Source organism: Pantoea sp. SIMBA_079, assembly GCF_046940275.1.
GTDB lineage: Bacteria > Pseudomonadota > Gammaproteobacteria > Enterobacterales > Enterobacteriaceae > Pantoea > Pantoea borealis.
On record NZ_JAWRYR010000526.1, the window covers coordinates 1 to 259 of the forward strand.

1 pseudogene is annotated in these 259 nt (G+C 61.4%); it reads left to right on the plus strand.

The features are described 5' to 3' along the window. Nucleotides 1–259: pseudogene (locus SB719_RS21065) on the plus strand (cardiolipin synthase); the annotation flags it as partial.

The following is a 259-nucleotide window of genomic DNA, read 5'->3' on the forward strand; positions in this document are numbered from 1 at the left end:
CTTGCTACGCAAAGCCGCCGAAGGCGTGCGGGTGTTCGTGCTGTACGACCGTGTCGGCAGCCACGCCTTGCCGGCCAGTTACAGCCAGGTGCTGCGTGACGGTGGTGTGCAGATCCATGCATTCGCCACCCGTCGCGGCTGGTTCAACCGCTTCCAGGTGAACTTCCGCAACCATCGCAAGATTGTGGTGGTGGATGGCTTGCTCGGCTTCATCGGCGGTCACAATGTGGGAGACGAGTACCTGGGTGAACATCCACAG